Source organism: Rhodanobacter glycinis, from assembly GCF_006438785.1.
In the GTDB taxonomy this organism is placed as follows: domain Bacteria; phylum Pseudomonadota; class Gammaproteobacteria; order Xanthomonadales; family Rhodanobacteraceae; genus Rhodanobacter; species Rhodanobacter glycinis_A.
Genome location: NZ_RCZB01000001.1, coordinates 1,430,482 through 1,454,870, shown reverse-complemented (window position 1 = coordinate 1,454,870; position 24,389 = coordinate 1,430,482). Strand labels below are relative to the sequence as shown.

Here is a 24,389-nt window from a genome sequence, read left to right as displayed (position 1 = left end):
GCCCGGTTTATTGGCCTTCGCCGGCCCAGTCCCGCACGGCCTCGGCGAACGCAAGGCAATCCGCAAACCGGTTGTACAGCGGCGCCGGCGAGATGCGGATCACGTCGGGTTCGCGCCAGTCGCCGATGATGCCGTGCTCCATCAGGTACTCGAACAGCGCGCGGCCACGCTCGCGGCCGCCGATCACGCGGATGGACAGTTGTGCACCGCGGCGGCCCGGCTGGCTCGGCGTGACCACTTCCAGGACATCCGCCAACTGGGTCTGCACCAGCCACTCCAGGTAACCGGTGAGTTGCAGCGACTTCGCACGCAATCGCGGCATGCCGGCACGGCGGAAAATTTCCAGCGAAACACGCAGCGGCACCAGCGCCAGGATCGGCGGGTTGGACAACTGCCAGCCATCGGCACCGGGCGTGGGCACGAACTCGGGCCCCATCTGGAAGCGGGTGGTCTTGTCGTGGCCCCACCAGCCCGCGAAGCGAGGCAGCACAGCCTTGGCATGGCGCTCGTGCACGAATGCACCACCGACGGCGCCGGGGCCGCTGTTGAGGTATTTGTAGCTGCACCAGATCGCGAAGTCGGCGTCGCTGTCGTGCAGTTGCAACGGCAGGTTGCCAACGGCGTGGGCGAGATCGAAGCCGACGACGCAGCCGTGCCGGTGCGCCAATTCGGTGATCGCCTTGAGATCGAAGGCCTGGCCGTTGCGGTATTGCACGCCGGGCAGCATCACCAGGGCAATGCGTGCGCCGTGTTCGGTCAGCGCGCGCTCGATCGCGGCGGTGGAGATCAGCCCGTTCGGCTCGTCGGCTTCCAGTTCGATCAGCGCGGTGGCCGGATCGAGGCCGTGGAAACGGATCTGCGATTCCACCGCGTAGCGATCGGTGGGAAATGCGCCGGCCTCGATCAGGATCGCCGGGCGCTCTTTCGTTGGGCGGTAGAAGCTCACCATCATCAGGTGCAGGTTCACGCCGAGCGTATTCATCGCCACCACTTCGCTGGGCAGCGCGCCCACGATCGCGGCGAGGTCGTCGCGCACGAACTCGTGGTAATCCATCCACGGCAGGCGGCCCTTGAAATGGCCTTCCACGCCCAGCTCGCCCCAGTAGTCGAGTTCCGCGTTGACCGCTTCGCGCACCGCGCGCGGCTGCAGGCCGAGCGAGTTGCCGCAGAAGTACACACTGTCGCGCCCTTCATGCGGCGGGATCAGGAACTCGTCGCGGAACGCGCGCAGCGGATCGGCAGCGTCCTGGGCACAGGCCCAGTCGAGGTTGGCTTCAAAGCGTGGGGACATCGGGCGAGCTCTTCGGAGTGGCAGCCGGGCTTATTTCAATTGCGCTGCAATTGCTTCGCAGCCCTTGTCGAATTCGGCCTTCCACGCGGCGCCGGCCTGGGTCTGACTGGGACGCACGCAGCGCAACTGGATCGCGTGGCCGTTCTTGAACCAGTAGTGTTCGGTGTAGCTGAACTCGGTGGCGTTCTCCTGCGCGATGTAGATGTTGCTGTTCGGCCCCGGCGGCAATGCGGCCACCTTGTAGCCGGGCAACGCCATCGCCTTCGCGGTGGCCTCGCTCTTGTATTGATTGAAGCTGTTGACGTCGTTCACCAGTTTCACCGTCACGGTGACGCGGGCGAGGCTGTTCTTGCCGGTGGGCGAGGGGTCGGGCACCTGAAACACCTTCGCTTCGGGATCGCCCTGGGTTTCCATGATGCCGAGCCAGTTGTCCGGCGTGCTGAAGTTGACGCTGCCATCGGCCATGCTGACTTCGGTGGCGTGGACGCCGCCGGCCAACAGCACGGTGGCGGCAAGGGCGATGACGAGAGAGGTGGCGTTGCGCAGGAAACTCATGCTGATTCCTTGGAGATGGAGTCGGGGACGAAGCGATGGCGGGGCAGGCCAAGCCATTCCAGCGCGGTGCCGTGGAACAGCCGGGCGCGATCGGTATCGTTCAGGCCCAGTGCCTCGATGCCGCTGCCGGGCTCCTGCTCCCCCAGCGGGAAAGGATAGTCGGTGCCGAGCATCACCTGCTCGACGCCCGTCACATCCAGCAGATATCGCAGCGCCTGGTCGTCGTGCACGCAGGAGTCGAAATAGAAACGCTTGAGGTACTCGCGCGGGTTGCGCGGGTTGTCGGTGGCGACCAGGTCCGGGCGCATCTTGAAACCGTGCTCGATGCGACCGATCGACGACGGGAAACTGCCGCCGCCGTGGGCCAGCATCACGCGCAGTTTCGGCAGCCGCTCCAGCACGCCGCCGAAGGCGAGGCAGCACGCGGCGCGCGATTGCTCAGCCGGCATGCCGACCAGCCATGGCATCCAGTATTTCGGCATGCTGTCCGCGCCCATCATGTCCCACGGGTGCACCAGCACCGCGGCGCCGAGATCGGCGGCGGCTTCAAAGAATGGGAACAGCTCCGGCGCATCCAGGTTCCAGTCGCCGCAGTGCGAACCGATCTGCACGCCCTGCAGGCCCAGTTCGTCGATGCAGCGTTCCAGTTCGCGGATCGCCAGGTCGGGTGCCTGCAGCGGCACCGTGCCGATGCCGGCGTAGTGGCGCGGGTAGTCACGGCACAGGCCGGCCATGTGGTCGTTCAGATGACGATGCAGCTCCAGCGCCTGATACCCCGATGCCCAGTACGAGAACAGTACCGGCACGGTGGAGATCACCTGCACGCCGACGCCGAAGCGGGCGTAGTCGTCGATGCGGGTCTGCGGATCGAAGGCCGAGTCCCACACCTCGCGAAAGAACCGGCTGTCCTTGTAGATGCGGTGACGGCCATCGGTATGCGTCATCACCGGAAAGCGATCGTCGCCGTACTTGGCCGCCAGGTTTGGCCAGTCACGGGGCAGGATGTGCGCGTGGGTATCGATCTTGAGCATCCGTGCAGTGTAAAACCTCCGCGCCACGGCGTCGCGCTGCGGTTGCACGCTGGCCGCTGCGGGTCTACGCCGGAGGTTGCGCCGCGGTGGCTGCCACTTCCGGCTGACTGCGGTGCATCACATAGGCCAGGGCGTTGATGTTGTCGACCAGCCGGTCGCTGATCCGCGCCAGCAGCTCGCCGGCGGCACGGTCGGGGGCATCCTGCATCAGGGCAACCAGCGTGCGTTGCAGGCTGCGCAGGTCGGGCAAGGCATCGATGGGATGTTGCTCGCGCAGGGCGGCGGCGATCTTCTGCAGGGCGTCCGCGGCGTGTTCGGCGAAGCGGCTGATGTCGGCTTGCGCGGGCAGGGTGGCGACATCGTCGATCACAGCTTCCAGGGTCATCGCGGTGCGTGCCAGCCGATTGCTGTTGGCAAACAGCGCGCGCGCCAGTGCCAGCAGTTCCGGTGGGGTGGCCGGCTCGGTTCGCATGCGGTCGATCGACGCTTGCGCGTTGATGCGCGCGGTGCGCGCGGCGGTGCGCGCGTCGCGATGGGCATTGCGCTGATCGGACCGCGCCAGTGAGCGCAGGTAGCTGGCATATGCATCGAGCATCACCGCCAGCGCTGCGCGTGCGCGACCGCGCTCCCAGGTTGGCCACGCCACGTAGGCAAGCAGCGCCATGCCGCAGCCGAGCGCAGTGTTGATCACCCGGTCCGATACCGCCAGGCCGGGATTGACGCCCTCGAACGAAAGCAGGATCACCACCGTGCCGGTCAGCGCCGCCACCGCGATGCCGTAGTGCGCGGTGGCCAGGTAACGGAACGCCATGCACAGCACCGCCATCAGCGCCAGGTGCGCCCACGGTTCGTCCGGCGTGATGTGCAGCAGTACCGTGGTGAGTACAAGACCGAGCACGGTGCCGAGCACACGCTGCAAGCCGAAATTGAAGGTGGCGGCAAAGTCCGGCCGCAGCACGATGGCCGCCGTCATCGGCAGCCAGTAGCCATGCGGCAACTGCAGCATGCGCGAGATCCACAGTGCGGCACTGAGGCAGACCGCCATGCGTACGGCGTGGCGGAACGCCACCGAGCGCGGGGTGAGGCTGGCGCGCAGCGTGGCCCAGGTGGCGCTGCTGCGCAGGCTCTGGGGCAGCCGGGTTTCCGCCGCGCTGGCACGCAGTTCGCCGCGACTGCCGGCCCAGTCGGCATTGCGCACGGCCGCGGCAAGCTGGCCGGACAAGGCATGGATATGTGCCGGCATTCCGCCGGTATCGCTACTGCCTTCGAACAACGCCTGCTCGCTGGCGCGCAGGGTCTGCAGTGCATGGCTGGCCTGCTCGGGCGATTCGCCCTGTTCCAGCGCGTCGGCGATTGCGGCGAGCACGCGTGCGGCATCATCGCGGAACATGGCATGGGTGGTCGGATCGGCGTGCAGTTCGCCCATTGCGGTGAGTTCCAGCCGGATCCGTTCGGCCAGCTCCAGCAACACGCCGAACGCCTCCATCGCGCGGCCATGGGCGCGATGCCGCCCCAGCAGTGTGTGCTGCAGCGTGGTCATCGCCTCGGTCAGCGCGGGTACGTCGGCATCGTCGTGCGCCTGCTGCCTGGCCAGCTCGGCCAGTCCGGCATAGACACTGGCCAGCGCCTGGCGCTCGGGCCAGTAGCGCTGCAGCGGCCATGCCGCCAGCGAGAACACGGTAAGCAGCAGCCCGCCGGCGAAAATCAGTGTCGCGCCGCCGAGTGCTGCGCCAAACGACGTGGGCGTCGATGCGGTAATCACGAGCAGGATCATGCTGGTCATGCCGACTCGCGCGGTGTCGACGCCGAACACCACCAGCAAGCCACCAAAAAATCCGCATGCGGCGGTGGCGATCAGTATCGGCAACAGTTCGCCGCCGATCAGAAACCCCACCAGCGACGCCAGCCCCGCGGCCAGCGACGCCAGCACCAGTTGCCGCATGCGCTGACGGTAGGGTCCAGGCTGATCGGAGAACATGGTATCCAGCGCACCGGCTGCTACGCCAAGGCCGATCTGCGAGTGTCCCATCGCCATGCCGATGCCCAGCGGCAGCACCACCGCAGCGGTATTGCGCAACACCACGCGCAACGGCACATCCGGCCGTTTGATGACGGTCAGGCTTTCGATCGCATGCGCGCGTAGCGAATAACCGTTGGAGGGCATCGAAGTTTCGCTGGCATCGCGGGAGCGCTGATTCTGCACTATGCGGGCTGAATCCATGTGCGAGCGACTTCAGTCGCGATGTTTTCTGCGCCATGCGCAAGAACGATCGCGACTGAAGCCGCTCCCACAAAAAAACGGTGCCGCATCAGCGAACACCGTTCTTCATGTCGACGGCGCAATGAGTCAGGCTCGACCGGCAAACTCGCCGGTGAGCGTGTTCACCCACACCTTCTCGTCGTTGCTGATGTACTCGGGCACCTGCACCTCGATGCCGGTGTTGAGCTTGGCCGGCTTGTTGCGCTTGGTGGCGCTGGAGCCTTTCATTTCCGGCGCGGTATCGATCACGGTCAGGATCACGCTGGTCGGCACCTGCAGGCCGACCGGTGCATCGTCGATCACCTGCACGTAGTAACCCTCGATGCCTTCCACGATGTAGCCGGCGTTGTCGCCGACCAGTTCGGGCGAGAGCAGGTACTGGGTGTAATCCTCGGCGTCCATGAACACGAACGCGCCATCGTCCATGTACGAGAAATTCGCTGCGCGGCGCACCAGATCCATTTCGCGCAACTCATCGTCGGCGCGCAGGCTCAGGTCGAACTTGCGCCCGCCGGGGATCGAATACAGCGTGAAGCGGAAGGTGACGTTGCCGCCACGCGCGCTGGGCGAGCTGCGCTCGATGTCACGCACCTGGTAGACGGTGCCGTCGTGCTCGACCACGTTGCCTTTCTTGACGTCGGAAGCTTTCATGCGATGGATTCGTATGGAGTGGGGTTGGAAACTGGGAGATTACTTCGGCTGCAACCGCACCGCGCCATCGAGGCGGATGGTCTCGCCGTTGATGTAGCGGTTGCCGAGGATGAAGGCGACCGTGCTGGCGTATTCGTTCGGCTGACCGAGGCGCGCCGGGAACGGGATCGAGGCGCTGAGTGACTGCTGCACGGCTTCCGACATGCCATCGACCATCGGCGTCCAGAAAATGCCCGGCGCAATGGTTGCCACGCGGATGCCGAAACGCGCCAGCTCGCGCGCCATCGGCAGGGTCATGCCGACCACACCGCCCTTGGACGCGGAATACGCAGCCTGGCCGATCTGGCCTTCGTAGGCGGCGACCGAAGCGGTGTTGATGATCACGCCGCGCTCGCCGTCCTCGCCCGCCTCGTTGTTTTGCATCAGTGCGGCGACGGCCTTGGCCACGTTGAAGCTGCCGACCAGGTTCACCATCACGGTGCTGGCAAAGTTGGCCAGCGGCATCGGGCCCTCCTTGCCCAGCACGCGGCCAGCGCCGAGGATGCCGGCGCAGTTGATCAGTACGTTGAGGCCACCCATCGCATCGCGTGCGGCGGCCACGTTGGTGCTCACGCCGTCTTCGGAGGTGACATCGGTGCGGAAGAAACGCGCCGCGTCGCCCAGCTCCTTCGCGGCGGCGTGACCTTTCTCGTCGTTGACGTCGAACAGCGCGACCTTGCCGCCGTGCGCGACGAAATGCTGTGCTACCGCGTGGCCGAGACCGGAGGCGCCGCCGGTGATGATCGCCTTGACCTGATTCAACTGCATGACGGTATCCGGATGCCGAAAAACGCACATAGTAGCGGAGCCGCCCGTCCGCTGTGATCCAGGCTGCCGATCTGCAGGCGCAAGGTGGCGTTCAGCCTGGCGGATCGTTTGACCGGCGCCGTTCAGGAAGGCTTGATAGGCTTCAGCAACGGGAGCCATGTTGATTGGCAGCACGGCCAGCGTTCCCAACCTTTCCAGGGAGACACGTCATGAAAAAGTACCTGATTCTGCTTGCCGGCGGCCTGCTGTGTGCCGCCACTGCGGCGGCGGCCAGCCCGGCGCCGAAGCATGACGATCGCGGCCAGCAGGATGATCAGAGCTGGCATGGTGATCATGGCAACGGCAACGGCAACGGCAACCATGGCAGGCACGGCGACCAGGACAGGCATGGTCGCGGCGACAATGGCCATGACCGTGACCGTGACTGGAATGATCGCGGCGACCGTGGTCATGACCGGGATCGCCAGGTTCGCTACGACCGTGACGACCATCGCGGCTATTACGTGAGGCACGACCGTGGCCGGCACGAGGGCTGGTACAAGCGTGGCGGGTACATTCCGGCCGAATACCGCGACCGTCGCTACGTAGTCGATGACTGGCAGGTCTATCACCTGCGCCAGCCGCCATATGGCTATCGCTACGTGCGTGGTGACGATGGCCAGTTCCTGCTGGTGGCGATCGCCAGCGGCATCATCGCCGACATCCTGCTTTCGCACTGATGCCGGAACCCGATGTGAAATCGCTTCACGGAAATATTCACGTGCGCGAGGCTTCTCAACACAGATAGTGCTTGCAGGGTTGGCGATCTTTCGAGATCGCCAACCCTTCGGAATTCTCCGAACGCATCCCGGCAAGAGCTGCTGTCCGGCTCTCGTCCATCCCTGAGGTGAAGAGTCATGCACAAGCAACGGCGTATGTGGGTGGTCTGTGGCGCATTGTTGATGTTTTCCGTTGCCTCCGCGGTGGCGCAACCGTCGGCTCAGGATTATCGCGACCAGCAGCAGCATCAGGACCAGGGTAAGGATCAGGGCAATCACGGTCGGAACCGGGGTAATCGCGGTCAGTATCAGGACCGGGGGAATCACGACCAGAATCGCGGTAATCGCGGCCATGCCCGGAACTATCGCGGCATGTACGACCGCGGTCGTCATGAAGGCTGGTACAAGCGGGGCGGCTATGTGCCGAGAGAGTACCGTGGCGGCTCCTATGTCGTGACCGACTGGCGCAGCCATCATTTGCGCCAGCCGCCGCGCGGCTATCGTTATGTGCGCAGCGACAACGGGGACTTCCTGCTGGTCGCGATCACTACCGGCATCATCGCGAGCATCCTTGCGAATCATTGATGCGCGAACGTGCGAGCTCGCCGGTACGGTAAGTGCTGACGACAGGCCCGCCAATGGCGGGCCTGTCCTTTTCGGGGGTCAACCCGGCTGAGCGCACAGCAAGCGCTGCAGCGCAATTGACTCGATCATTTTCGGGAAAGCTGTTATCGGTTGCGGCGGAGATGCCGCAGGCTGCAATTCCTTCTGCCATACGCCGACGTCCCACCATTGCCCGAGCTTGTAGCCGCACTGGCGCCACACGCCAGCGGCGCTGAAACCCATCGCTTCGTGCATAGCCACGCTGATCGTGCCGGGTAGAGTGATCACACCGACGGCCTGGTTGATGCCCTGCAATCGCATCGTGTCCAGCAGTACGCCGTAGAGCCGACGTGCGATGCCGCGACGATGTGCGTCGCCGCGTACATAGATCGAGGTTTCGGCAATCCAGTCGTAGGCGGCGCGTTCGCGGAAACGCCCGGCATAGGCATAGGCCAGCACGTCACCATCTTCTTCCCACACCAGCCATGGGTAATGCCGCAGGCGGGTGCGAATACGCTCTCGCATCGCCGCCACGCCGGGCAGCTCGGTCTCGAACGTGGCTACACCGTCGGTGATCGAGGGTGCGTAGATTGCATGAATGGCGGCGGCGTCTTCGTCGCGGGCGATGCGGATAGTGGGTTTCAGCACGTCAGGTATTTCCAGTTGCGCGGTTTGCCTTCGGCCAGCCATTCCAGCGTGGTGGCGATGCGCTTCTGGCGGGTGGCGTCAGTCTTCGCCTCGCCGATCCAGTCGACGTATTCGCGTTGCGCGCTGGGGCTGAAGCTCGTGTAGGTCTTGCGCGCGGCCGCATGCTTTTTCTGTGCGAGCAGGGCAGCCAGATCGTCCGGCAAGGTCGGTGCTGGCTTGGTTGAGGCTTTCGGGCGCGCCAGCTTCACGCCGGCTTCGTTCAACGTCATCGCTTTCTTGATGTGCGCAGCGAGTTCTTTTTGGGACGGCAGATCCTTCAGCGTAGTGAGTTTGCCGAACTGGCCCATGCCGTCCTCAGCCGTGCTGCCGACGACTTGTCTGGACAGCCAGAAGCCGAAGCCACAGTGCTGTTTGAACGCGGCCATCATGCACATCGGTGCGCCGTTGTAGCTGAAGAACGGCATGCTCCATTTCAGGCTTTCCTCGACACTCGGACAGGTGGCGTGCACCACGGCGCGCAGGTGTTCGAGGATCGGCAGGGCGAACTCGGCCGATTTGGCGATATAGGCGTCGACGCGTGGATCGTGGCGGCTCATGGCTTGCTCACAGGTCGCGGATGAAGAAGCGGTCGCAGCTGAAATGTCCGGTGCCGCCCATCGGTGCGCACAGCGCAGTGAAGCCGCTGCGCTTGTACAGCGCCTGGGCCGCATCCATGCCGGTCAGGGTTTCCAGATAGCAACGGGCGAAGCCAAGCGTACGCGCTGCGTCGAGGCAACGCTGCATCATCGCGGAGCCGGCACCGATGCCGCGCGCCTGCGGCAGGAAATACATCTTGCGCAGTTCGCACACGTCCGCTTCGGCGTTCTCCAGCGGTGCGACGCCGCCACCACCGATCACCATGCCGTCGCGCTCGACCACGAAGTAGCTGGATCGTGGCTGCGCATACGCCTCGTACATGGTGTCGACTTCGGCATCGTGGATCGCGAAACCGGGGCCGTCGGCGCCGAACTCGGGCATCACGCTGCGGATGATCGCGGCCATCGCTGTGTTGTCGCACGGTTCGATCGGACGGATATGGAATGTGTCGTTCATGGATTTGCTTCGGGAGTGCGATAGGAGATGCCGTCCTTCATCACGAAGACCGGATGCTGCAGAGCGTCGATCTGCGTGCTGGGGTCGCCACTGAACGCGGCGAGGTCAGCGTCCATGCCGGGAGCGATGCGGCCGAGACGTGGCGACTGGCGCAGAATCTTCGCCGCCACGTCGGTGGCGGCATGCAGCGCCTGTACGGGCGTCATGCCATAGGCCACCATCGCGGCCGGCTCGCGCCAGTTGTCGCCGTGCCGGAACACGCCGACATCGCTGCCGTTGCCGATCGTCACGCCGAGCTTCAACGCGGTGCGGAAAGCCTGCTCGGCTTCGCGCATGCGTTCGGTCGGCGCACTCTTGCCCGGTACGTAATGTTCGAAATATTCGGCGGTGGATTCGACCGCGGTCAGCGTCGGTTCGTAAGCCGTACCGTGTTGCTTGAGCAACTTGAAGGTGGTTTCGCTGGCGCCGTAGCCGTGCTCCACGCTGTCCACGCCGGCTTCTACCGCCATGCGCACGCCGGCGTCGCTGGCCGCATGTACGGCCACCGGACGGCCGAGTTGATGCGCGGTGTCGACCAGCGCTTTCAGCTCCGCGGGCGTGAAGGTGGGCACGGTGGTACCGCCGGGGCCGACGCGATAGTCGCCATAGATCTTGATCCAGTCGGCGCCGCGTGCCGCCTGTTCGCGCACCGCGGCCATCGCGGCATCGACGCCGCTGATTTCCTGCGCGCCACCGGGCAGATCGAGGTCGGGACGGAATCCGCGCGGGCCAGGCCCGTAGCTGGCGGTGGCGACGATCGCGCGGGTCGCCACGAACAGTCGCGGGCCGGGGATCAGCCCTTCGTCGATCGCGCGCTTCACCGATACATCGGCATAGCCGGCGCCTTCGGTGCCGAGGTCACGCAAGCTGGTGAAGCCGGCCAGCAAGGTGGCTTTCGCATGGGCGGCGGCCTCCAGCGTGCGGTAATCCTGCGGCTCGGTCAGCACCTGGTCGTTCCACAGCGTCTCGTTGTACGGATGCAGGAACAGGTGCGAGTGCAGATCGATCAGGCCAGGGATGAGCGTGGCGCCGGGCAGTTCCACGCGCCGGACTCCGGCGGGTACGGTGACGGAGGCGATCGGGCCCACCGCAGCGATGGAACCGTCGTGCACCAGCACGGCCCAGCCGCTATGCGCGGCATCGCCATCGCCGGTCCACACGCGATCGGGCAGCAACAGCCAGTCGCCCTTCGCCGTGGCAGCGCTCGCGGAAAGGCTGCACAACAGGACCAGCAGGGCAGTCGCCGTCCGCCACCAGATCATCAGGCTCGTGCGCATCGCTTCATCCCGTCGGCCGAAAACCGATGATAGCGAGCGGGGTCGGGATTTCGCGAGTGACTCAGGTCATGGCCGTGCGGGCGCGGGTGACCCGGCTGGCCGTGTCCTTGTGCAGCTGCGCGGCCAGCCAGGCGCCAGTAGCGACCAGCAGGTCCAGGTCGATCCCGGTGTTGATGCCCATGCCGTGCAGCATGTAGACCACGTCCTCGCTGGCTACATTGCCAGTAGCGCCCTTCGCGTACGGGCAGCCGCCGGTGCCGGAGACCGAGCTGTCGACCACGCGCACGCCTTCTTCGAGGCAGGCCAGGATATTGGCCAGCGCCTGACCGTAGGTGTCGTGAAAATGTACGGCCAGCGCCGCCATCGGCACTTCCTGCGCCACCGCGTGCAGCATCGCGCGCGCTTTCGCCGGGGTGCCGACGCCGATGGTGTCGCCCAGCGAGATTTCGTGGCAACCGAGTTCGTGCATGCGACGCGCCACGCGCACCACATCGCTGATCGGCACCTCGCCCTGATAGGGGCAGCCGAGCACGGTGGAGACATAGCCGCGCACCTGCACGCCGTCAGCCCGGGCTTGTTCCATCACGGGAAGGAAGCGCTCGATCGACTCGTCGATCGAGGCGTTGATGTTCTTGCGGTTGAATGCTTCGGACGCTGCGGTGAAGATTGCGATCTCGCCGGCGCCGACTTCACGCGCCCGCGCATAACCTTGCAGGTTGGGCACGAGTACTGGATAGCTCACGCCCGGTACCTTGCGGATACCGCGGAACACCTCGGCCGCGTCGGCCAGCTGCGGCACCCATTTCGGGCTGACGAAGCTGGTGGCCTCGATAGTTTGCAGGCCGGTCGAGGACAGCCGGTCGATCAGCGCGATCTTCACCTCGGCTGGCAGCAGGGTCTTCTCGTTCTGCAGGCCGTCGCGGGCGCCGACTTCGACGATGCGGACGTGGTTGGATGGGGTCATGAAGAAGCTCCGAAGAACATGAGGCCGGGAGAAGGTGCCCCGAAGGGGCGGATGAGGGTTCGGTCTTGCCCGAATGTGTCGCGCTGGCCGAACCCTCACCCCAACCCCTCTCGCCCGCAAGGGGACTCCCTCAGGTAGCCACGCGGAGAGAGGCTCAAAAGCTCAGTCGGCGAACCGTACCAGCACGGTGTCGGCCTCGACGAATTCGCCCTGCATGGCACTGATGCTCTCGATGGTGCCGGCGCGCGGGGCTTTCAATGCCAGTTCCATCTTCATTGCCTCCATCACCAGCAACTCCTGGCCTTGTTCGACGACGTCACCGGCCTTGGCTTTCACCAGCACGATGCGGCCGGGCATTGGCGCGATGATCTGGTTGCCGCCGGCGGCGTCCTTCGATTTCCATGCAAAGGCAGCGGCACGGGCGAAGCTGTAGCGCTGGCCGTTGGCATCGTGCAGCAGCACATGGGTGGTGTCGCTGCGCAGGAGCATACGCCGCGATTCGCCGTCGAAACGCGCACTCAGGCTGTCGTCGACAAGGCGCGCGCCGCGCACCTCGCAGGTCGCCTCACCGTGGCGCAGTTGATAGCTGCCGTCGTGTCCATGCGCCTCGATGTCATGGCGTTGTTCGCGCAAGGTCAGCGCGATGATCCGCTTGCCGGCATGGCCGATGCGCCAGGCGTCGGCGCGGGCCCATGGTGAATGAGGATCGGGCGAATGAGGATCGGTTGCGGCGCTGCTCACGCTCAGCTCGTCGTGGAGCAGGGCGGCCGTGGCGGCGGCAAACAGCACATCGTCTGTCGCTGCGACTTCGCCAACCAGGAACTCTTCCAGGTGGCGATCCAGATAGCCGGTGTCGATGCGGCCCTCGACGACGGCCGGATGTCGGGAGAGCCGTTCGAGAAAACCGATATTCGACTTGGGGCCGATGATCTCGCACGCCGCCAGCGCCTCGCGCAGCCGCTGCAGGGCTTGCGCGCGGGTGGCGTCGAACACGATCAGCTTGGCGATCATTGGGTCGTAGAAAATCGTCACCGTGTCGCCTTCGATCACGCCGCCATCGATGCGCACATGTGGCGACGGCGCGGGAAGACGCAGTGTCTGCAGCTTGCCGGAGCCGGGCAGGAAGTTCTGGTCCGGATCTTCCGCATACAGACGCACCTCGATCGCGTGGCCGTGCGCGTGGACCTGCTCCTGGCGCAACGGCAGCGGTTCGCCGGAGGCCACCCGCAGCTGCCATTCGACCAGATCCAGCCCAAGCGTGAGCTCGGTGACCGGATGCTCGACCTGCAGGCGTGTGTTCATCTCCATGAAGAAGAACTCGCCACTCTGCGCGACGATGAATTCCACCGTGCCGGCGCCGACATAGTCGACTGCTTTCGCGGCTGCGACGGCCGCTGCGCCCATGGTTTTGCGACGTGACTCGTCGAGGAATGGCGACGGCGTTTCTTCAAGCACCTTCTGGTAGCGGCGCTGTGCCGAGCATTCGCGCTCGTTGAGGTGGATCACGTTGCCCAGTGTGTCGCCGAATACCTGAAACTCGATATGCCGCGGATGCTCGACATAGCGTTCGAGGATCACCCGCGTGTCGCCGAACGAGCTGGCCGCCTCGCGTTGCGCCGAGGCAAGCGCGTCGGCGAATTCACTCGCGTTGTGCACGATGCGCATGCCCTTGCCGCCGCCGCCGGAGGCGGCCTTGATCATCAGCGGGAAACCGGTCTTGCCGGCCTGTTCGGCGAGGAAGCCGGCGTCCTGGCTTTTACCGTGGTAGCCGGGCACCAGCGGCACGGCATGTTGTTCCATCAGCGCCTTGGCGGCAGCCTTGGAACCCATCGCGTCGATACTCTCCGGCCGGGGGCCGATGAACGCGATGCCGGCGTCCGTGCAGGCGCGGGCAAAGCCGGTGTTCTCCGAAAGAAAGCCGTAACCCGGATGGATCGCCTGCGCACCGGTCTTTTTCGCGACATCGAGAATGACATCGCCACGCAAGTACGAATCGGCTGGACGTGGCCCGCCGATCGGCCACGCCTCGTCGGCCAGCCGCACATGCTGCGCATCCCGATCCGCTTCCGAGTACACCGCGACGGTGTGGATGCCGAGGCGCCGGCAGGTGCGGATCACGCGGCAGGCAATCTCGCCGCGGTTGGCTATCAGTACGCGTTCGAACATGCAGAATCCTTGAAGCCGTTCGTGTCGATGCAAAGCCAGTAAAACTAACAGATTGCGGTGTTGCCGCCGATGCGCGGCGCAGCATGACAACGCGTGTCGGGGCTATTCGCCATCCCAGTAATCGAGCGATTGGGCCTGCCGTCCGAGTACCCGGAATTTTCGCGGCTTGCCGTCCGCATCACGCAGGCTGTCGTCGAAAACGAGGTACTTGCCGGAGTCTGGGTACTCGCAGATGTCCGGGGTTTCGTTGGTGCCGACGGCGAGATAGCGCAGCTCGACGCTGCCGGTGTTGATGATCTGGTGCGCGGTTTCCGGGCCGCCGGGCGGGCAGGCGATGATGTCGCCGGCACGCAGCGGATGGCGCGAGTCGCCGTAGCGCAGCTCGCCGTTGCCTTCGAGGATGAAGAACATCTCTTCTTCCACGCGATGGTTGTGGAACGGGCAATTGCGCTTGCCCGGCGCCACCACGGTGAGGTTGTAGCCGAGCTTGCGCGCGCCGATACGGCTGGCGATTTCGCCCCAGCGGATGTCGTAGCTTTCCGCGTTGCTGCCGGTGGGTGTCATCGCGGGATCGACCGACTGCAATTCGATCTGGTCGAGGTTGATGATGTGTTCGGTCATGCGGTGCTCCCACCGACCCACGCAGGCGCACGCTTGTCGAGAAACGCGCCGAGGCCGTGCTGGCCTTCCTCGGAAATGCGCAGGCGGGCGATCAGCTCGGCGTTGGCCGCGTCGATGCGTTCGGCTTGCGCCAGATCGGCACCGCCGATGCGCAGGGCCAGCTGCTTCGCTTCGCGCTGGGCTTGCGGGCCGGCCTTTGCCAGCAGATACAACTGGCGTTCGATGCTTTCATTCAGTTCGCTGGCTGGCACGGCGGCATGCAGCAGGCCGATGCGCGCCGCGGTGGCGGCATCGAATACTTCGCCGGTGATGAACAGCCGGCGCGCCTCGCGCAGGCCGATCGCGGCGATCACATACGGCGAGATCACCGCCGGCACCAGTCCCAGCTTTACTTCCGACAGCGCGAACTTGGCGGTGTCGACACCGATCGCGATGTCGCAGCAGGCGACCAGGCCGACGCCACCGCCATAGGCGGCGCCATTGACCCGCGCGACGGTCGGCTTGGACAGGAATTGGAGATTGCGCATCAGCCGCGCCAGACGCAGCGAATCCTCGCGGTTTTCCTGCTCGCTGGCGCTGGCCATGCCGCGCATCCAGTTGAGGTCGGCGCCGGCGGAGAAGCAGCTGCCGTTGCCGCTGAGCACCACCGCACGCACGGCCGGGTCGGCGTCTGCCTGGGCGAGTGCTTCGGTGAGTGCGGCGATCAGTGCATCGTCGAACGCGTTGTGGATCTGCGGACGGTTCAGGGTGAGCCAGGCGACCGCACCACGACGTTCGCTGAGGATGGAATCGGTCATCGGTCGTCCCCGCAAAGATTTCCATGATAAACGCTGCCCATCAACGGGACGTGGCCCTGATGCAGCGGAATGGACAAAGGGCTACAATGCGAACAATTCTTATTTGAGAGGCCGCCCCGTGCGCCTGTCCGATTTGCCCAAAGGAGCTCCCGCCGTGGTTGACCGCGTGCACGATGCGCATGCGGATGATCCGATTGCGCAACGCCTGCGTGACCTCGGTTTCGTGGATGGCGAGCCGGTGCGGGTGGTGGCGATCGGACCGATGGGCGGTGATCCGGTGCTGATCCAGATCGGCTACACCCGTTTTGCCCTGCGTCGCGCCGAGGCAGCCCGGGTCAGCGTGCACAGCGAGGTGGCAGCATGAGTGCCTCGACCCTGCGCATCGCCCTGGTCGGCAACCCGAATTGCGGCAAGACCGCGCTGTTCAACCAGCTCACCGGCGGTCGGCAGAAGGTGGCGAACTACGCCGGCGTCACCGTCGAGCGCAAGGAAGGCCGCTTCACCGCGCCATCCGGTCGGGTGCTGCAGATTCTCGATCTGCCGGGTACCTACAGCTTCGAGGCGAACAGCCCGGACGAACAGATCACCCGCGACGTCTGCGCCGGCACCTACCCGGGTGAGGCGGCGCCGGATCTGATCATCTGCGTGGCCGACGCCACCAACCTGCGCCTGCATTTGCGCTTCGTGCTGGAGGTCAAACGCCTTGGCCGGCCGGTGGTGCTGGCGCTGAACATGATGGACACCGCGCGTCAGCGCGGCATCGTCATCGACGTGCCGGAGCTGCAGCGCCGGCTCGGTCTGCCGGTGGTGGAGACCATCGCGGTGAAGCGTGGCGGCGCGAAGGCGCTGATCGAACGGGTTGACGGCGAAGTGCCCACCGCGGCGCTGGCGCAGCCGGATGACGCGGCCAGCCGTGCCGACCTGCATGCGCAGGTGCGCGAAATCCTGACGGCGACCGTGGCGATGCCGCGCACCACGGCGGTGTTCGACGATGCACTCGATCGCTGGGCGTTGCACCCGGTGTTCGGGCTGCTGATTCTCGCGGTGGTGATGTTCCTGGTGTTCCAGGCGGTGTATGCCGCGGGCAAGCCGATGAGCGACCTGATAGGCGGCGGCTTCGGCTGGCTGGGTGAGCACGTCGCCGCGTTGATGCCGGCGGGGCCGTTGCAGAGCCTGGTCACCAACGGCCTGTTCGGCGGCATCGGCACCGTGCTCGGCTTCCTGCCGGTCATCCTGGTGCTGTTCCTCTTTATCCTGATACTGGAGGAATCCGGCTACCTGCCGCGTGCGGCGTTCCTGCTCGATCGCCTGATGCTGTCGGTGGGGCTGACCGGGCGCTCGTTCATCCCGCTGCTGTCGAGTTTCGCCTGCGCGATCCCCGGCATCATGGGCACGCGCAGCATCCAGGATCCGCGCGATCGCCTGGCGACCATCCTGATCGCGCCGCTGATGACCTGCTCGGCACGGCTGCCGGTGTATGCGCTGCTGATCGGTGCCTTCATTCCCATTCGCTACGTGTTCGGCGTGTTCAACCTGCAGGGCATCGTGCTGTTCTTGCTGTACCTGGCGGGCATTCTCGGCGCGATGGCGGTCGGTTGGGTGATGAAACACATCCGTCGCGACAAGAGCGAGCACGCGCTGATGATGGAGCTGCCGTCGTATCGGATGCCTAAGCTGCGCGACGTGGCGATCGGCCTGTACGAGCGCGGCGCGATTTTCCTCAAGCGCCTGACTGGCGTGATCCTGGGGCTGACCGTGCTGATGTGGTTCATTTCCACGTTCCCGTCGCCGCCGGCAGGTGCAACCGGGCCGGCCATCAACTACAGCTTCGCCGGTTACATCGGGCGCGGCCTGCAATACATCTTTGCGCCGATCGGTTTCAACTGGCAGATCAGCCTGGCGCTGATCCCGGCATTCGCCGCGCGCGAGACGGCGGTGGCGGCGCTGGCCACCGTCTATCTGGTCGGCGGTGAGGCGGGTGGTGGCCTGGGTCATGCGCTGGCCGGACAGATCTCGCTGGCCAGCGCGCTGTCGCTGCTGGTGTGGTTTGCGTATGCGCCGCAATGCATGTCCACGCTGGCGGTGATCCGCCGCGAGACCAACTCCTGGCGCAACGTGGCGATCTCGTTCGGCTACATGTTCGGCATGGCTTACGCGGCGTCGTTCATCGTCTACCAGGTGGCGAGGGTGCTGTCATGAGCACGAGCCTGCTGGTGCAGTACGCGGTGATCGGCGTGGTTGTGTTGGCCAGTGTGCTGATCGTATTCCGCAAGCTGGCGCCCAAGCTCACCAACCGTTGGCTGGCGGCAGCATCGATCCGCTTCAGCCGTCCGGAGCGTGCTGGCTGGGTACGTGCGCTGGGTCGCCAGTTGCAGCCCAAGCAGGCTACCGGCAATTGCAGCGACGGGTGCAGCACCTGTGGTGCCTGCGGCCCGAAACGGCCGGCCGCTGCGCAAACCGATGCGGTGCCGCTGGAGTTTCGCCTGCGACAATGACACCGCAGCGCGATTCGTGAAGCGGGCAGGGGCCTGTAAAACCTGAACAAGAAAAAAGCCGGCTTGCGCCGGCTTTTTCGTGCAACTCGAATCGCGCCCCTGGCTTACGCCAGTTCGCGGATCTTCGCGTTGAGACGGCTCTTGTGGCGGGCAGCCTTGTTCTTGTGGATCAGGCCACGGGCAGCGTAACGATCCATCACCGGCTGGGCGATGGTGAACGCGGCGATGGCGCCGGCCTTGTCCTTGGCCTCGATGGCCTTGACGACCTTCTTCAGGGCGGTGCGGACCATGGAGCGGGCGCTGATGTTGCGCAGGCGGCGCTGTTCGGACTGGCGCGCGCGCTTCTTCGCGGACTTGATGTTGGCCAAGGTAGAACTCCGGAATGCAGTGTTGGGGTTGGAAAAAGACGCCAATTATGCGGTCGATTCGCCGTTGCGTCAATCATTTAGGCGACGACTGGCGGCCTGCGGCTGGCTTGTGGTCGATCCGGCGGACTGCGGCATCTGGATTCTGCCACATCGCAGGCTGTCATCCTGCCCGCGGCGGCTGTCAAACTACGCGCCCTCGCCCGGCCGATGCAGAAGGTAACAGAAGGCACATGAAGTCCCCCAGCATGTTCCGCGGGCTGCTCTCGTTCAGCAGCATGACGATGATTTCGCGGGTGCTCGGCCTGGTGCGCGACATGTCGATCAATGCCGCGTTCGGCGCCAACGGCGCCACTGACGCATTCTGGGTGGCGTTCCGCATTCCCAATTTCATGCGCCGGCTGTTTGCCGAGGGCTCGTTTTCCACCGCGTTCGTGCCGGTATTCACCGAGGTGAAGGAAAAGGGCACGCATGCGGATCTGAAAAACCTGATGTCGCGGGTGTCTGGCACGCTCGGTGGCGTGCTGCTGGTGATCACTGCGCTGGGCATCATCTTTGCGCCGCAGGTGACCACGCTGTTTTCGCCCGGCGCGATCGATGAGCCGCGCAAGTTCGAACTCACCGTCGAGCTGCTGCGGCTGACCTTTCCGTTCCTGCTGTTCGTGTCGCTGACCGCGCTGTCCGGCGGCGCGCTGAACAGTTTTCACCGTTTCGGCCTGCCGGCACTGACGCCGGTGATCCTCAACCTGTGCATGATCGTCGGCGCGCTGTGGCTGTCCAAGCGGTTGCAGACGCCGATCCTGGCGATGGGCTGGGCGATCATGGTCGCCGGTGTCCTGCAACTGCTGTTCCAGTTGCCGGCGTTGCGCGGGCTGGATCTGCTGACCTTGCCGCGCTGGGGCTGGAGTCACCCGGACGTGCGGAAGATCATGCGGCTGATGGTGCCGACCTTGTTTGGCTCCTCGGTGGCGCAAATCAACCTGTTGTTCGATACGGTGATCGCCTCGTACCTGATCGTCGGCTCGCAGAGCTGGCTGTCGCAGGCGGATCGTTTCCTGGAGCTGCCGCTGGGCGTGTTCGGCGTGGCGCTGGGCACGGTGATCCTGCCGTCGCTGTCGCGCCATCACGTGACCACCGACAAGGCCGGATTTTCGCGTGCGCTGGACTGGGGCCTGCGGGTCACTCTGCTGATCGCGGTGCCGGCGATGTTCGGGTTGATGCTGCTGGCCGGGCCGCTGGTGGCTACGTTGTTCCAGCACGGCCACTGGACCGCGCACGACACCGATATGGCGACGTTGTCGATCACCGCCCTGAGTTTCGGGTTGCCGGCGTTTGCGCTGGTGAAGGTGCTGCTGCCGGCGTTCTATGCGCGCCAGGACACGCGCACGCCGGTACGCGCGGGTGTGGCGTCGATGCTCACCAATATGCTGCTTAACGTGCTGTTTCTGGTGTTGCTGTTCGAGTTGTGGGCGCCTCCTGCGCTGAGGCAGCTGCCGTGGCTGGACGGCCTGGCGCAGTTGCCCGGCCTGCACATGGCGCTGGGTCTGGCCAGTGCGGTGGCTTCGTACGTCAACCTGTACCTGCTGTGGCATTGGCTGAAGAAGGCCGGCGTGTACCAGCACCAGCCGGGTTGGTCGCGCCATCTGCTGCGCCTGGTGCTGGCGTGCACGGTGATGGTGGCGGTACTGCTGCTGGGACGCTGGTTGTGGCCGGACTGGACCAGCCTGCGTTGGCCGACCCGGCTGTGGCATCTGCTGGTGCTGGTGACGGCCGGTGGCGCGGCCTATGTCGGCATGCTGTTTGCCGGTGGCTTCCGGCTGCGCGACCTGCGTGCCGCATGAGGCCAGCGGGCAGTCTCAACAGTGCTCACGTGACCGTTATACTCAGGCGATGATGAGACTTTCCAGGGATGTTGCGGGCCCTTGTTTGGCGCCGCGCGGCAGCGTGATTGCGATCGGTGCGTTCGATGGTCTGCATCGCGGGCATCAAGCGCTGCTGGCGCAGGTATGCGAGCACGCGCAGGCGCTCGACTGCAGCCCGGTGGTGGTTAGCTTCGAGCCGCTGCCCCGCGCATTCTTTTCCGCCGAACCTGTGCCGCGCCTGTCCAGCGTGCGCGAAAAACTGCGCGGCTTCGCCGCCGCCGGTATGGAGCACACGTTGTTGTTGCGCTTCAACCAGGCGTTGACGGCAATGTCGGCCGAGGATTTCGTGCAGCGCGTGCTGGTCGAACGACTGGCCGCACGCGAAGTATGGGTGGGCGGCGATTTTCGTTTCGGGCACAAGCGTGGCGGCGATGTCGCGCTGCTGGAGCGGATGGGCGCGCAGCTCGGCTTTGCCGCCTGCACGATGCCGCCGGTGCAGCTCGACGGTGCACGCGTCTCGGCCAGCCGCGTACGTGCTTTGCTGGCCGCCGGTGAATTTGCCGGCGCCGAACCGCTGCTGGGCCGACCGTTCGTGATCGACGGCAAGGTGGAGTACGGCAATCAGCTTGGCCGCACGCTCGGCTATCCCACCGCCAACATCCATCTGCAGCAGCGGGTCAGCCCGGTGCACGGCATCTTCGCAGTGCGCGTGGGGCTGGGCGAGGGCGAGTGCAGCTGGCCGGGCGTGGCCAGTCTCGGCGTGCGCCCGACCGTGAACCAGGTCAGCCAGCCGCTGCTGGAAGTACACCTGTTCGACTTCGATGGCGATCTGTACGGCCAGCGCATGGCGGTTGAGTTCGTCGCCAAGCTGCGCGACGAGCAGAAGTTCGACGGGCTGGAGCCGCTCAAGGCGCAGATGGCACTGGACTCGCGCAAGGCGCGCGAGCTGCTGGGCATGAACCCGCGACTGGTCGAATCGTGAGCCGGCTTCCGGCGCGCACCCGTATCGTTTAACTTTGAACTCTTTGTCTGCCAGCTGGCAGACGGCAACATTTCAGTGATGGCACCCACGCAATGACCCACGATTACAAGAGCACGATCAACCTGCCGCAGACGGCGTTCCCGATGCGCGGCGATTTGCCGAAGCGCGAGCCGGGCTGGCTGGCCGAGTGGGAGCGGGTCGACCGTTATGCGCAGATCCAGCAGAAAACCGCCCACCGCGACAGCGTGTTCGTGCTGCACGACGGTCCGCCGTACGCGAACGGCTCGATCCATATCGGCCACGCGGTCAACAAGATCCTCAAGGACATGGTGGTCAAGTCCAAGCTGCTCGCCGGCCATCGCGCGCCGTACGTGCCGGGCTGGGACTGCCACGGCCTGCCGATCGAGATCGCGGTGGAAAAGAAGTTCGGCAAGCCGGGCGACAAGCTCGATGCCGCCGCTTTCCGGCAGAAATGCCGCGAGTACGCGGCCGAGCAGGTCGACACGCAGCGCACCGACTTCAAGCGACTCGGCGTGCTCGGCGACTGGCAAAAGCCGTATCGCACGATGGACTTCAGCTACGAGGCCGACATGCTGCGCGCGCTGGCGCGCATCGTGTCGAACGGTCACGTGGTGCGCGGCGCCAAGCCGGTGTACTGGTGCTTCGACTGCGCTTCGGCCCTGGCCGAGGCGGAGATCGAATATGGCGACAAGATCTCGCCCGCGGTCGACGTGGCCTACGACGCAGTCGACGCGGAGGCATTGGCGGCGAAGTTCGGTGTGGACGCCGGCGATGCGATCGTCGCCATCCCGATCTGGACCACCACGCCATGGACACTGCCGGAAAGCCAGGCGGTGTCGCTGGGTGCCGAGCTGGAATACGCACTGATCGAAGGTCTGCAGCGCGACGGCAAGCGTGTACTGCTGGTGATCGCCAGTGCACTGGTCGACAAGGCGGCGCAGCGTTATGGCCTTGAGCAGGCGAGCGTACTCGGTCATGCGTCGGGCAAGGCGATGGAAGGCCTGAAACTGCGTCACCCGTTCTATTCACGCGAAGTGCCGGTAATCCTCGGCGAACACGTCAGCGCCGAGGACGGCACCGGCGCCGTGCATACCTCGCCCGACCACGGCGTCGAGGATTTCGTGGTGGCGCGCGAGTACGGCATCGGCCTGCTCAACTACATCGAGCCGCGCGGCACCTATCGGGCCGATACGCCGGCCGCCGACCCGCTCGAGCTGGGCGGCATGCATATCTGGAAGGCGAACGACGCCATCGTCGACCTGCTGCGCCAGCGCGGTGTATTGCTGGCGTTCGCAAAGATCGAACACAGCTACCCGAATTGCTGGCGCCACAAGACACCGGTGATCTACCGCACCACGCCGCAGTGGTTCATCTCGATGGAGCAGGCGTCGCTGCGCGAGACCGCGCTCACTTCGATCAAGAACGTGCGCTGGGTGCCGGGCTGGGGCGAGGAGCGCATCGCCGGCATGATCGCCGGACGCCCAGACTGGTGCGTCTCGCGCCAGCGCACCTGGGGCGTGCCGATCGCGCTGTTCGTGCACAAGGCCACGCAGGAGCCGCATCCGGATTCCGTGGCGCTGCTGGAGCAGGTCGCGCAGAAGGTGGAGCAGGGCGGTATCGATGCGTGGTTCACGCTGGATGCGGCCGAGCTGCTGGGCGACCAGGCGAACGACTATGAGAAGGTCACCGACGTGCTGGATGTCTGGTTCGATTCCGGCGTCACCCATTTTGCGGTGATCGGCCAGCGTCCGGAACTGCAGCAGGGCACGGCGTCGCACTACAAGGTGATGTACCTGGAGGGTTCCGACCAGCATCGCGGCTGGTTCCAGTCGTCGCTGCTGACTTCGTCCGCAATCTTCGGCAGAGCGCCTTATCAGGAAGTGCTTACCCATGGCTTCGCAGTCGACGCGAACGGCCGCAAGATGTCCAAGTCGCTCGGCAACGTGGTGGCGCCGCAGAAGGTGATGGATACGCTCGGCGCCGACGTGCTGCGCCTGTGGGTGGCCTCGGCCGACTACCGCAACGAGATGACCGTCTCTGACGAGATTCTCAAGCGCGTCTCCGACACCTACCGCCGTATCCGCAATACGGCAAAGTTCCTGCTCGGCAACCTGGACGGTTTCGATCCGGCCAAACACCTGATCCCGGTTGAAGACAGCCTGCTGCTGGACCAATGGGCGATCCAGCAGGCATGCGACGTGCAGCAGGCCGTGCTGGCCGCGTACGAGCGTTATGACTTCCCGGAAGTGGTGGCGCGCATCCAGAACTTCTGCACCAACGAGCTCGGTGCGTTGTATCTGGATATCACCAAGGATCGGTTGTACACCATGCCGACCGACAGCCGTGGCCGGCGCAGTGCGCAGAGCGCGATGTACCGCATCGCCGAGGCGCTGGTGCGCTGGCTGGCGCCGGTGCTGAGCTTCACTGCCGAGGAAATCTGGCAACAGTTGCCGGGCGAGCGCGGCGACAGCGTGCTGTTTGAAACCTGGTACGACGGCCTGGCCGCCACGCAAGGCTCGCCGGAACAGCGGCGCTACTGGGCCGAACTGCTGGCGATCCGTGACAGCGCTTCGCGCGTGCTCGAAGGCATGCGCAAGGCCGAGCAGATCGGTGCGGGGCTGGAAGCGAAGTTGGTGATCCATGCCGATACCGCCACGCAGGCGCGTTACACCGTGGCTGCCGAGGAACTGCGCTTCTTCTTCATCACGTCCGATCTCGATCTTGTGTCGTTGACGCCACGTCCGGATGGTGCGGTGAAAGTGGAACTGGATGGTGCCGAAGTGTGGGTATCCGCCAGTGTCAGCAATGCCGCGAAATGCGTGCGTTGCTGGCATCGCCGCGACGATGTCGGCAGACATGTCGAGCATCCCGAGTTGTGCGGCCGCTGCGTCAGCAATATCGAAGGCTCAGGCGAGGATCGCCGCTGGTTCTGAGCTTGAAGCCCCTCTCCCCCCTGTGGGAGAGGGGCTGGGGTGAGGGTTCGGCCATGACTCAGCCTCCGCTTCACCCGAGCCCTCATCCGCCCCTTTGGGGCACCTTCTCACCCGCAAGGGGACTCCTTTCAGTCGCCGGAGGGAGAAGGAAGCAAGTACACGAGACCTCTA

The 24,389-nt window shown here is 65.2% G+C and carries 23 protein-coding genes; 8 read left to right on the top strand and 15 right to left on the bottom strand.

The genetic code is table 11. The features are described 5' to 3' along the window. Positions 1–7: 7 nt before the first annotated feature. The 6 genes from kynU to EAH75_RS06935 all read right to left on the bottom strand — a co-directional run bounded on the left by kynU (position 8) and on the right by EAH75_RS06935 (position 6,595). The gene (kynU, locus tag EAH75_RS06960; protein ID WP_140650140.1) at positions 8–1,291 is read right to left on the bottom strand and encodes a kynureninase; all 1,284 of its coding nucleotides are present in this window, start codon (positions 1,289–1,291) and stop codon (positions 8–10) included. A 30-nt stretch (positions 1,292–1,321) separates the two neighbouring features. Continuing rightward, positions 1,322–1,846 carry a hypothetical protein gene (locus tag EAH75_RS06955; protein ID WP_140650143.1) on the bottom strand — a complete coding sequence of 175 codons (525 nt, stop codon included), beginning with the start codon at positions 1,844–1,846 and terminating at the stop codon, positions 1,322–1,324. Continuing rightward, complete coding sequence (locus EAH75_RS06950; RefSeq protein WP_140650145.1) at positions 1,843–2,877, bottom strand: amidohydrolase family protein; 1,035 nt, start codon at positions 2,875–2,877, stop codon at positions 1,843–1,845. Before EAH75_RS06950 ends, EAH75_RS06955 begins: the two co-directional genes overlap by 4 nt. Positions 2,878–2,941: 64 nt before the next feature. Further along, on the bottom strand, positions 2,942–5,041 hold the full coding sequence (locus tag EAH75_RS06945) for an FUSC family protein (RefSeq protein ID WP_140804896.1): 2,100 nt from the start codon (positions 5,039–5,041) through the stop codon (positions 2,942–2,944). A gap of 183 nt (positions 5,042–5,224) precedes the next feature. Further along, positions 5,225–5,788 carry an elongation factor P-like protein EfpL gene (gene efpL, locus EAH75_RS06940; RefSeq protein WP_140650150.1) on the bottom strand — a complete coding sequence of 188 codons (564 nt, stop codon included), beginning with the start codon at positions 5,786–5,788 and terminating at the stop codon, positions 5,225–5,227. A gap of 39 nt (positions 5,789–5,827) precedes the next feature. Continuing rightward, entirely contained in the window at positions 5,828–6,595 is a 768-nt protein-coding gene (locus tag EAH75_RS06935) for an SDR family NAD(P)-dependent oxidoreductase (RefSeq protein ID WP_140650153.1), read from the bottom strand. 209 nt (positions 6,596–6,804) lie between these two features. Between EAH75_RS06935 and EAH75_RS06930 the strand changes: the two genes are divergently transcribed. Both EAH75_RS06930 and EAH75_RS06925 read left to right on the top strand, forming a co-directional pair. Continuing rightward, complete coding sequence (locus EAH75_RS06930) at positions 6,805–7,314, top strand: RcnB family protein (protein WP_140804894.1); 510 nt, start codon at positions 6,805–6,807, stop codon at positions 7,312–7,314. A gap of 177 nt (positions 7,315–7,491) precedes the next feature. Continuing rightward, positions 7,492–7,938 (top strand): RcnB family protein, encoded by a 447-nt coding sequence (locus tag EAH75_RS06925; protein ID WP_140650155.1) that lies wholly within the window; start codon positions 7,492–7,494, stop codon positions 7,936–7,938. A gap of 78 nt (positions 7,939–8,016) precedes the next feature. Here the strand turns inward: EAH75_RS06925 and EAH75_RS06920 are convergent, their stop codons facing one another. From EAH75_RS06920 to EAH75_RS06885, 8 genes are all read right to left on the bottom strand, one after another. Further along, positions 8,017–8,601, bottom strand: coding sequence for a GNAT family N-acetyltransferase (locus EAH75_RS06920; RefSeq protein WP_240046175.1), 585 nt, complete (start codon positions 8,599–8,601; stop codon positions 8,017–8,019). Next, the gene (locus EAH75_RS06915) at positions 8,598–9,200 is read right to left on the bottom strand and encodes a YdeI/OmpD-associated family protein (protein WP_140650159.1); all 603 of its coding nucleotides are present in this window, start codon (positions 9,198–9,200) and stop codon (positions 8,598–8,600) included. The genes EAH75_RS06920 and EAH75_RS06915 overlap by 4 nt, the downstream gene beginning before the upstream one ends. 7 nt (positions 9,201–9,207) lie before the next feature. After that, the gene (locus EAH75_RS06910) at positions 9,208–9,696 is read right to left on the bottom strand and encodes a GNAT family N-acetyltransferase (RefSeq protein ID WP_140650161.1); all 489 of its coding nucleotides are present in this window, start codon (positions 9,694–9,696) and stop codon (positions 9,208–9,210) included. Next, positions 9,693–11,012, bottom strand: coding sequence for a metal-dependent hydrolase family protein (locus EAH75_RS06905; protein WP_140650163.1), 1,320 nt, complete (start codon positions 11,010–11,012; stop codon positions 9,693–9,695). Before EAH75_RS06905 ends, EAH75_RS06910 begins: the two co-directional genes overlap by 4 nt. A gap of 61 nt (positions 11,013–11,073) precedes the next feature. After that, positions 11,074–11,976: a hydroxymethylglutaryl-CoA lyase gene (locus tag EAH75_RS06900; protein ID WP_140650165.1), complete on the bottom strand. Its 903-nt coding sequence runs from the start codon at positions 11,974–11,976 to the stop codon at positions 11,074–11,076. A gap of 162 nt (positions 11,977–12,138) precedes the next feature. Further along, complete coding sequence (locus EAH75_RS06895; RefSeq protein ID WP_140650167.1) at positions 12,139–14,142, bottom strand: acetyl/propionyl/methylcrotonyl-CoA carboxylase subunit alpha; 2,004 nt, start codon at positions 14,140–14,142, stop codon at positions 12,139–12,141. A gap of 102 nt (positions 14,143–14,244) precedes the next feature. Continuing rightward, the gene (locus EAH75_RS06890) at positions 14,245–14,763 is read right to left on the bottom strand and encodes a cupin domain-containing protein (RefSeq protein ID WP_140650169.1); all 519 of its coding nucleotides are present in this window, start codon (positions 14,761–14,763) and stop codon (positions 14,245–14,247) included. Continuing rightward, positions 14,760–15,560 (bottom strand): enoyl-CoA hydratase/isomerase family protein, encoded by an 801-nt coding sequence (locus EAH75_RS06885; protein WP_140650171.1) that lies wholly within the window; start codon positions 15,558–15,560, stop codon positions 14,760–14,762. Before EAH75_RS06885 ends, EAH75_RS06890 begins: the two co-directional genes overlap by 4 nt. A gap of 118 nt (positions 15,561–15,678) precedes the next feature. Here EAH75_RS06885 and EAH75_RS06880 point away from each other — a divergent pair, with 118 nt between their 5' ends. From EAH75_RS06880 to EAH75_RS06870, 3 genes are read left to right on the top strand one after another with little or no spacing between them, the layout of a single operon-like run. Then, positions 15,679–15,924 (top strand): FeoA family protein, encoded by a 246-nt coding sequence (locus EAH75_RS06880; RefSeq protein WP_140650173.1) that lies wholly within the window; start codon positions 15,679–15,681, stop codon positions 15,922–15,924. Further along, the gene (gene feoB, locus EAH75_RS06875; RefSeq protein ID WP_140650175.1) at positions 15,921–17,759 is read left to right on the top strand and encodes a ferrous iron transporter B; all 1,839 of its coding nucleotides are present in this window, start codon (positions 15,921–15,923) and stop codon (positions 17,757–17,759) included. The genes EAH75_RS06880 and feoB overlap by 4 nt, the downstream gene beginning before the upstream one ends. Further along, positions 17,756–18,055 (top strand): DUF6587 family protein, encoded by a 300-nt coding sequence (locus EAH75_RS06870; protein WP_140650177.1) that lies wholly within the window; start codon positions 17,756–17,758, stop codon positions 18,053–18,055. The genes feoB and EAH75_RS06870 overlap by 4 nt, the downstream gene beginning before the upstream one ends. Before the next feature lie 104 nt (positions 18,056–18,159). On the opposite strand, the gene rpsT is transcribed toward EAH75_RS06870, so the two are convergent. Then, entirely contained in the window at positions 18,160–18,423 is a 264-nt protein-coding gene (rpsT, locus tag EAH75_RS06865) for a 30S ribosomal protein S20 (RefSeq protein ID WP_140650179.1), read from the bottom strand. 230 nt (positions 18,424–18,653) lie between these two features. Between rpsT and murJ the strand changes: the two genes are divergently transcribed. The 3 genes from murJ (at position 18,654) to ileS (ending at position 24,218) form a co-directional block, all read left to right on the top strand. After that, positions 18,654–20,261: a murein biosynthesis integral membrane protein MurJ gene (gene murJ / locus EAH75_RS06860; protein ID WP_140650181.1), complete on the top strand. Its 1,608-nt coding sequence runs from the start codon at positions 18,654–18,656 to the stop codon at positions 20,259–20,261. 49 nt (positions 20,262–20,310) lie between these two features. Beyond that, positions 20,311–21,264, top strand: a complete 954-nt coding sequence (locus EAH75_RS06855) for a bifunctional riboflavin kinase/FAD synthetase (RefSeq protein ID WP_140650183.1) — start codon at positions 20,311–20,313, stop codon at positions 21,262–21,264. 92 nt (positions 21,265–21,356) lie between these two features. Further along, the gene (gene ileS, locus EAH75_RS06850) at positions 21,357–24,218 is read left to right on the top strand and encodes an isoleucine--tRNA ligase (protein WP_140650185.1); all 2,862 of its coding nucleotides are present in this window, start codon (positions 21,357–21,359) and stop codon (positions 24,216–24,218) included. Positions 24,219–24,389 lie beyond the last annotated feature (171 nt).